Source organism: Klebsiella sp. K5-306, assembly GCF_051835185.1.
Lineage (GTDB): Bacteria > Pseudomonadota > Gammaproteobacteria > Enterobacterales > Enterobacteriaceae > Klebsiella > Klebsiella oxytoca.
The window spans coordinates 71,362-78,935 of record NZ_JAIFJY010000021.1 but is presented as its reverse complement, the minus strand read 5'-3'; the positions used below and the strand labels follow the sequence as shown (position 1 = coordinate 78,935).

The 7,574-nt window shown below is 62.2% G+C and carries 7 protein-coding genes and 1 pseudogene; 5 read left to right on the top strand and 3 right to left on the bottom strand.

Going from position 1 to position 7,574, the window contains the following annotated elements; all coding sequences use genetic code 11:
• The 4 genes from K2184_RS24950 to hpxZ form a co-directional block, all read left to right on the top strand.
• A partial coding sequence (locus K2184_RS24950) for a gamma-glutamyltransferase family protein (RefSeq protein WP_439237795.1) occupies positions 1 to 1,284 on the top strand: 1,284 nt, incomplete at its 5' end.
• Between the two features lie 9 nt (positions 1,285 to 1,293).
• The gene (gene hpxX, locus K2184_RS24945; protein WP_142478256.1) at positions 1,294 to 1,482 is read left to right on the top strand and encodes an oxalurate catabolism protein HpxX; all 189 of its coding nucleotides are present in this window, start codon (positions 1,294 to 1,296) and stop codon (positions 1,480 to 1,482) included.
• Entirely contained in the window at positions 1,479 to 2,876 is a 1,398-nt protein-coding gene (locus tag K2184_RS24940) for an AtzE family amidohydrolase (RefSeq protein ID WP_017146159.1), read from the top strand. The genes hpxX and K2184_RS24940 overlap by 4 nt, the downstream gene beginning before the upstream one ends.
• Positions 2,873 to 3,259: an oxalurate catabolism protein HpxZ gene (gene hpxZ, locus K2184_RS24935; RefSeq protein WP_004100894.1), complete on the top strand. Its 387-nt coding sequence runs from the start codon at positions 2,873 to 2,875 to the stop codon at positions 3,257 to 3,259. The genes K2184_RS24940 and hpxZ overlap by 4 nt, the downstream gene beginning before the upstream one ends.
• A 170-nt stretch (positions 3,260 to 3,429) precedes the next feature.
• Here the strand turns inward: hpxZ and puuE are convergent, their stop codons facing one another.
• The 3 genes and pseudogenes from puuE to K2184_RS24920 all read right to left on the bottom strand — a co-directional run bounded on the left by puuE (position 3,430) and on the right by K2184_RS24920 (position 5,838).
• Positions 3,430 to 4,362, bottom strand: a complete 933-nt coding sequence (puuE, locus tag K2184_RS24930; protein WP_163525773.1) for an allantoinase PuuE — start codon at positions 4,360 to 4,362, stop codon at positions 3,430 to 3,432.
• Between the two features lie 40 nt (positions 4,363 to 4,402).
• Positions 4,403 to 5,122 (bottom strand): annotated as a pseudogene (hpxA, locus tag K2184_RS24925) (allantoin racemase); the annotation flags it as partial.
• Positions 5,122 to 5,838 (bottom strand): GntR family transcriptional regulator, encoded by a 717-nt coding sequence (locus K2184_RS24920; RefSeq protein WP_017146161.1) that lies wholly within the window; start codon positions 5,836 to 5,838, stop codon positions 5,122 to 5,124. The gene K2184_RS24920 and the pseudogene hpxA, both read right to left, overlap by 1 nt.
• Positions 5,839 to 5,981: 143 nt before the next feature.
• Between K2184_RS24920 and K2184_RS24915 the strand changes: the two genes are divergently transcribed.
• Entirely contained in the window at positions 5,982 to 7,469 is a 1,488-nt protein-coding gene (locus K2184_RS24915) for an NCS1 family nucleobase:cation symporter-1 (RefSeq protein ID WP_049127876.1), read from the top strand.
• Positions 7,470 to 7,574 lie beyond the last annotated feature (105 nt).

The following is a 7,574-nucleotide window of genomic DNA, read 5'->3' as shown; positions in this document are numbered from 1 at the left end:
CTGACCGTGGCGGGCACCGTCAGCGGCTGGGACGAAGCGCTTAAGGTGTCGCGCGAGTTAACCGGCGCGGCCCTGCCGCTCACGCGTCTGCTGGAAGATGCCATCGGCTACGCCGCGAACGGTATCCCGGTTACCGCGTCGCAGGCCAGCGCGAGCGCCGATAAATTCAGTGAACTGTGCGACCAGCCCGGCTTCGCTGAAACCTTTCTGGTGGACGGCCAGCCGCCGAAGGCCGGGAGCCGCTTTCTGCAGCCGGCGCTGGCGAACACCCTGCGCCGATTAACCGAAGAAGGCCTGGATAGCTTCTATCGCGGGCCGCTGGCGGAGCAGCTGGCCCGCGGGATGGAAAAATACGGACTGCCCGTCACCCTTAGCGACCTGCAGCAGCATCGCGCTCGCCGCCCCCAGCCGCTCAGACTGGCGCATCGACACGGCGAACTGTGGAACCTCGCGCCGCCGACTCAGGGGCTGGTTTCGCTGGCGATCCTCGGCATCACCGACAGGCTGGCGATGGCCGACGCCGACGATGCGATGACCGTCCACCGTATTGTGGAGGCGACCAAGCTGGCCTTCGGCCTGCGCGACGCGCACATCACCGATCCGCGCCACCTTGATGTTGATATTCAGAGCCTGCTGACACCGGCGGCGCTGCAGCCGCTGGCGGATAACATCGACGACCAGCGGGCGGCTCCGTGGGGCGCAGGTAAAGGCCCGGGCGATACCGTCTGGATGGGGGTGATCGATAAAAGCGGGTTGGCGGTCTCCTTTATCCAAAGCCTGTACCACGAATTCGGCAGCGGCGTGGTGCTGCCGGAGAGCGGCATTGTCTGGCAGAACCGCGGGGCATCGTTCAGCCTCGACCCGAGCCACCTGCTGGCGCTGGCGCCCGGTAAACAGCCGTTTCACACCCTCAACCCGGCCGCAGCAAAGCTGAACGATGGCCGGGTGATGGTTTACGGCTCCATGGGCGGCGACGGCCAGCCGCAAACCCAGGCCGCTATCTTCACCCGCTACGTCATGCAAAACGCGCCGCTGCAGGAAAGCATCACCCGACCGCGCTGGCTGCTGGGGCGCACCTGGGGGCAGACTTCCGACTCGCTCAAGCTGGAGGGCCGCTTCAGCGCCGAAAGCGTTGACCGCCTGCGTCAGTTGGGGCACGAGGTTGAAGTGCTGGCCGATTTCAGCGAAGCCATGGGCCATGCGGGGGCGATTGTACGTCATCCCAACGGCCTGTTTGAGGGGGCCAGCGATCCGCGCAGCAACGGCTCCGCCGCCGGATATTAGGAGCTGATAATGACAACATCGCAGAACGAATGGGACGCCTGGCTCTCGCAAATGGAACAGCTGCTGGCGCTGGAGCTGGACGATACGCGGCGCGCAGAACTCAGAGTGCAGTTTAGCCGCATTGCCGCCATGGCCGGGTCGTTGATGGCCTTTCCCCTCGACGAGCGCGTCGAAATCGCCGGAGTCTATAAAGCATGAAGCTGCCTGAAATGACCATTCACGAAATCCAGCGCGCGCTGGCCACCGGCGAACTCAGCGCCAAAGAGATTGCCCGCCACACCCTGGAGAATATCGCTCGCGTTAACCCGCAGATCAACGCCTGGACCCACGTCAGCGGAAAGCGCATGCTCGCTGAGGCGGAGAATATCGACACCCTGCGACGGGAAAAAAAGCCCCTGCCCGCACTGGCAGGCGTTCCCTACGCGGTGAAAAATCTGTTCGATGTCGCCGGCCATACCACCCTTGCCGGGGCGCAGCTGTTGAGCGATCGCCCTGCCGCCGTAGCCGACAGCTGGGCGGTGCGCCAGCTGCACAGCGCGGGCGCATTATTATCCGGCATGCTAAATATGGATGCCTACGCCTACGGTTTTACCACGGAAAACAGCCACTACGGGGCGACGCATAACCCGCACGATCTTTCGCGGATCGCCGGCGGCTCCTCGGGCGGGTCGGCAGCCGCAGTGGCCGCCGGGCTGGTGAATTTCTCGCTGGGCAGCGATACCAACGGCTCCATTCGCGTCCCGGCCTCGCTATGCGGGATCTTTGGCCTTAAGCCCACTTTTGGCCGCCTGTCGCGCTCCGGCAGTCATCCCTTTGTCGCCAGCCTTGACCATATCGGTCCTTTTGCCCGCAGCGTCGGCGATCTTGCGGCAGTTTACGATGCGCTGCAGGGGCGCGATCCGAGCGATGGTTTTCAGGCCGATAAAGCCAGCGAGCGTACGGCTAATCTGCTACCGCGTGGTCTCGATGGCCTGCGCTGCGCCGCGCTCGGCGGCTATTTTACGACATGGTGCGATGACGATGCCCGTGCGGCGGTTGCCAGCGTTGCCCACGCCCTTGAGGCGCATGAGGAGCTGATATTCCCGGAGGCCGAACTGGCCCGCTCGGCGGCGTTTATTATCAGCGCCGCCGAGGGCGGTAACCAGTACCTGCCCGCGCTGCGGAGCCAGCCCGAACGTTTTGAGCCGAACTCCCGCGAGCGGCTGCTGGCCGGCGCGATGATCCCCTCCGCCTGGTATCTCCAGGCTCAGCGCTTTCGCCGTTATGCGCAGCAGGCGTTCAAAGGCCTGTTCGCTCATGCCGATGTGCTAATCGCCCCGGCCACGCCGTGCAGCGCGACGCTCATCGGCGCGCAGACCATGGAGATCAACGGCCAGTCGCTGCCGATTCGCGCCAGCATGGGGATGCTGACCCAGCCCATCTCCTTCCTTGGCCTGCCGGTCGTCACGGTGCCGCTGCGCACGGCGAACGGTCAGCCGATTGGCCTGCAGCTGATTGCCGCGCCCTTTAATGAACAAGCCTGTCTGCGCGCGGCGCGGGCGCTGGAAGAGATGGGCATCACCAACGCCCGCCCGGTGGAGATCGCCGCATGATGAGCCCAGAACAGATTAATCGCCCGTTGGTTCTCGCCGAGGTGACGGCGGCGTTTTACCGCTATGAGGAAGCGCTGGTAAGCAACGACATCGCGGTGCTGGATGAGCTGTTCTGGCACGATAAGCGCACGGTGCGGCTGGGGGCCGGGGAAAATCTTTACGGCATCGATGAAATCCGCGCCTTTCGCGCCGCCCGTCCGGCAGCGGGTTTGCAGCGCGAGCTGCGGCATACCATCATCACCACCTTTGGCGAGGATTACGCGGTGTGTAGCACCGAATTCACCCGCGCAGGCAGCGAGCGCATCGGTCGCCAGCAGCAGACCTGGGTACGCTTCCCCTTTGGCTGGCGCATCGTCGCCGCTCAGGTCAGTTTGATGAGTTAAGCCCTGCGCATTTCCCGGTATCCCCCGGGTTGCGCTGCGCTTACCCGGGCTACGGGTCCGCAAACGTCTGCGATCCAGTAGCCCGGACAGATGTGCAGCATCGCCTCCGGGAAATGATGCCACTCTGCGCTATGCTCCCGGGTTGCGCTGCGCTTACCCGGGGAACGACTTTACCCCCTGAACGGATGAACGTCGCGCCAGTGGTCGGCAATCTGCTGACGGGTACAGACCCAAACCAGGTCGTGCTGCTGCACATAATCAAGGAAGCGCTGCAGCGCCCGGAAGCGGCCCGGGCGCCCCAGCAGGCGACAGTGCATACCGATGGACATCATCTTCGGCGCGCTGGCCCCCTCCGCGTACAGCACATCGAAGCTGTCTTTTAAATAGGTATAAAACTGCTCGGCGGTATTGAACCCCTGGGCAGTGGCGAAGCGCATATCGTTAGCGTCGAGGGTATAAGGCACGATCAGGTGCGGCCTACGCGAACCGTCGCTACAGGCCACTTCGCTCCAGAACGGCAGGTCGTCGCCATAATAGTCGCTGTCGTAATCAAAACCGCCGTGCTCCACCACCAGTTGGCGGGTATGGGGGCTGTCGCGCCCGGTATACCAGCCGGTGGGCGGTTTGCCAAACAGGTCGGTTAATACCTGCACGGCTTTCTGAAGATGCTCCCGCTCCTGCTCGATAGGCATATTCTGGTAATGGATCCAGCGCCAACCGTGACTGACCACGTCATAGTTCGCCCTCTTAATCGCCTCAACCACCTCGGGATGCCGCGCCAGCGCCATCGCGACGCCGAACACGGTCAACGGCAATCCCCGTTTGCTGAACTCATTATGGATGCGCCAGAAGCCGGCGCGGCTGCCGTACTCATACAGCGAATCCATCGACATATGCCGGTCAGGATAGCTGGCGGCGCCGATAATATCGGACAGAAACTGTTCAGAACCGGCATCGCCGTGCAGCACGTGGTTTTCCGAGCCCTCTTCATAGTTCAGCACAAACTGCACGGCGATGCGCGCGTTGTTCGGCCACCGCGCGTGCGGCGGCTGTCCGCCGTAGCCGCGCAGGTCGCGCGGGTAATCTTCTGCCAAAAATGCCATCTGCCACCTCTTTCATTTAAAACGGGGTTAATGCCTGAAATTTGCCGCTCAACGCCTTGCTTTCCGGAAAGGCTAAATCGCCCTGCTTGCTGGTCGACAGGCCTAACGCCACCAGCGACTCAACCATTTTGACCGCCGCGCTGACGCCATCGATTACCGGTACGCGCAGCTCGCGGGTCAGCTCCTGAGCCAGCGTCGCCATCCCGCCGCATCCCAGTACGATAGCCCCGCAGCCGTCCTCCTTTAGCGCCTGAATACAGCGCGCGCGCACCTTCTCCTGCGCCAGACCACTACCGTCCTCCAGCGCCAGCACCGGTAAATCAATGGCGTGCAGGGCGGCGCAATGGTGATGGAAACCGTACTGGTGCAGCAGGTGGCGGGCGATAATCAGGGTGCGCGGCAGCGTGGTCACGATGGAGAAACGGGTGGCCACCAGCGTCGCCATATGCATCGCCGCTTCGGCAATCCCTACCACCGGCCCCTGCGCCAGCTCGCGCGCCGCCAGCAGCCCGGGGTCGCCAAAGCAGGCGATGACATGACCATCAACGCCCTGCTGGCGACCGGCCTTAATTTGCTCGAGCACGCCGACAGCGGCGATGGCTTCATCAAAGTGGCCCTCTATCGACGGCACCCCTTCGCCGGGGCAGACCGCCAGAATCTCGGTTCCCGGCGCGGCAACCGCCCGCGCGGCGGCGCCGATGCTTTCCGTCATGGCCAGGCTGGTGTTGGGATTGATGACTTGTATACAAACGGCGGCCATTACGGCTCCTTATAGCCGGCAAACAGCCGGGCAAAATCAGGCAGGGTCACGCCAGAACGCTCAAAGCAGAGACTGGCGACAATATGTTCAAAATGGTGGCTTAAGGCGTCGCTCAGGGGCTGCAGCGTTTTATCGCGCAGCAGCTGGATCAGCCGTTCGTGATCGTCGCAGCGGCAGCCCTGCCGCCACGGCGATCCCCACGCCGCGATAACTAATGAAGAGCGCTGGCTCAGGCGGGTCACCATCTCAGTGAGCACCTGATTGCCGGAGATCGCCTGCAGCTGAATATGAAACTCGGCGGAATAGCGAATCGCCGCCGGGCCGTCATGGCTTTCGTGGGCCAGCTGTTCCTGGCGGGTGATGGCTTCCAGCGCCGCCAGGTGCGGCGGCTGACAGCGGGCCAGCACATCCGGCAGGTTGGCCACTTCCAATAGCGCGCGGGTACGGAAGATCGCCTGCGCCTCTTCAACCGTCGGGCTGGCGACCTGTGCACCACGTTTGGGCGTCAGGATGGCCATTTGCACGGTTGCGAGTCGCTGCAGCACTTTTCTGATCCCGGTACGGCTCACGCCAAACACCTCCGCCAGCGCCTCCTCCGGCAGTTTGCTGCCCGGCGGTAGCTGATGCTCGACGATAGCGGTCATCAGCGCCTGAAAGATGGACTCGTCTTTGTCATGCAGCTCTGGCGCGGCCTGCAGCCGTTGTTGGTTGTTCATTAACCACTCCAAATTTTACTTTTTGACACCGAATCGTATACATAAAACTAATTTCTTGTATACAAAATTAACTATTTGGCCCAAATCCTGCAACGACACCAGCAATCCATTTCAACGGGTGTTCATTTACAGGAGCAGGTTTCATGCCAAATACACAAGCGATGCATCAGGTTAAGGCCGCTGATCCCCACGCTGGATACAGCCCACGGCTTTGCAATGAGGATCTGGCGCCGACGCGCGACCAGAACTGGAGCTGGTACAACATCTTTTCTTTCTGGATGTCGGACGTGCACAGCATGGGAGGCTACGTGGTGGCGGCGAGCTTCTTTACGCTTGGTCTTGCGAGCTGGCAGGTGCTGCTGTGCCTGCTGGTGGGGATTTGTATCGTTCAGCTGTGCGCTAACCTGGTGGCAAAGCCCAGCCAGATGGCGGGGGTGCCCTACGCGGTGATCTGTCGTCAGGCGTTCGGCGTCTTTGGGGCTAATATCCCGGCGGTGATCCGCGGGCTTATCGCCTTCGCGTGGTACGGTATTCAGACTTATCTCGCCGCTAACGCGCTGATGCTGGTGCTGCTGAAGTTCTGGCCGTCGCTGTCGTCCCTCACCGCATCCAGCTTCCTGGGCCTGTCGTATCTGGGCTGGCTCTGCTTCGCCACCATGTGGCTGCTGCAGGCGATGGTGTTCTGGCACGGGATGAACGCCATCAAGCGCTTTATCGATATCGCCGGCCCGGCGGTCTACGTGGTGATGCTGGCGCTGGCGGGATGGATTGTATACAAAACCGGTTTTGACGGGATCTCCTTTACCCTCGCCAGCAAATCGCTGAGTGCCGGGGAGCAGACCTGGCAGATGATCACCGCCACCGCGCTGGTGGTCTCCTACTTCTCCGGCCCGCTGCTCAACTTTGGCGATTTCTCGCGCTATGGCAAAAGCATGGGCGAGATCCGCCGCGGCAACCGCTGGGGCCTGCCGTTTAACTTCCTGCTGTTCTCCATCGTGACCGTGGTGATTGTCTCCGGCACGCAGTCGCTGTTTGGCCGCATGATCACCGACCCGATTGAGACCGTGAGCCGCGTAGGCAACGACCTGGCGGTCGCCATTGGCCTGCTGACCATGATCACCGCCACCATCGGGATTAATATCGTGGCCAACTTTGTCTCTCCGGCCTTCGATTTCTCTAACTGTTCGCCGCAGAAAATCAGCTTCCGCACCGGCGGGATGATTGCCGCCGTAGGGTCTATTCTGCTGACGCCGTGGAACCTGTTTAACTCGCCGGAGCTGATCCACTACACCCTCGACGTGCTGGGGGCGTTTATCGGCCCGCTGTTCGGCATCCTGATCGTGGATTTTTACTTCATTAAGCGCGGGCAGGTTTCCGTTAACGACCTGTTTGACGACACGCCCAGGGGCCAGTACTGGTACCGCAACGGCTTTAACCCGAAAGCGATCGCCGCGCTGGTGCCCTCCGTCGCCATTGGCCTGATCATCAGCTTTATTCCGGCCCTGCACGAAGTGGCTAACTTTAGCTGGTTTATCGGCGTCTTCCTGAGCGGCGCGGCCTATCGCTGGATCGCCCGCGACGAACGCGTCGGCGCCACCGCCGGTTTCAGCCCTCTCGCCCAGAAAGAGTAACCCTGCATCCCCGCCGCGGCGTGACGTCGCGGCGACTTTCCGCCCGCATAACCTGGCATTAATCTTGCTCTATCCACCTATCCTCTTGCTTACCCACAGGGCAGC

What these genes read in the sequence shown, in the direction of transcription:
- hpxX (WP_142478256.1), top strand. Translation starts at nt 1,294, where the DNA reads ATGACAACATCGCAGAACGAATGGGACGCCTGGCTCTCGCAAATGGAA.
- K2184_RS24940 (WP_017146159.1), top strand. Translation starts at nt 1,479, where the DNA reads ATGAAGCTGCCTGAAATGACCATTCACGAAATCCAGCGCGCGCTGGCC.
- hpxZ (WP_004100894.1), top strand. Translation starts at nt 2,873, where the DNA reads ATGATGAGCCCAGAACAGATTAATCGCCCGTTGGTTCTCGCCGAGGTG.
- puuE (WP_163525773.1), bottom strand. Translation starts at nt 4,362, where the DNA reads ATGGCATTTTTGGCAGAAGATTACCCGCGCGACCTGCGCGGCTACGGC.
- K2184_RS24920 (WP_017146161.1), bottom strand. Translation starts at nt 5,838, where the DNA reads ATGAACAACCAACAACGGCTGCAGGCCGCGCCAGAGCTGCATGACAAA.
- K2184_RS24915 (WP_049127876.1), top strand. Translation starts at nt 5,982, where the DNA reads ATGCCAAATACACAAGCGATGCATCAGGTTAAGGCCGCTGATCCCCAC.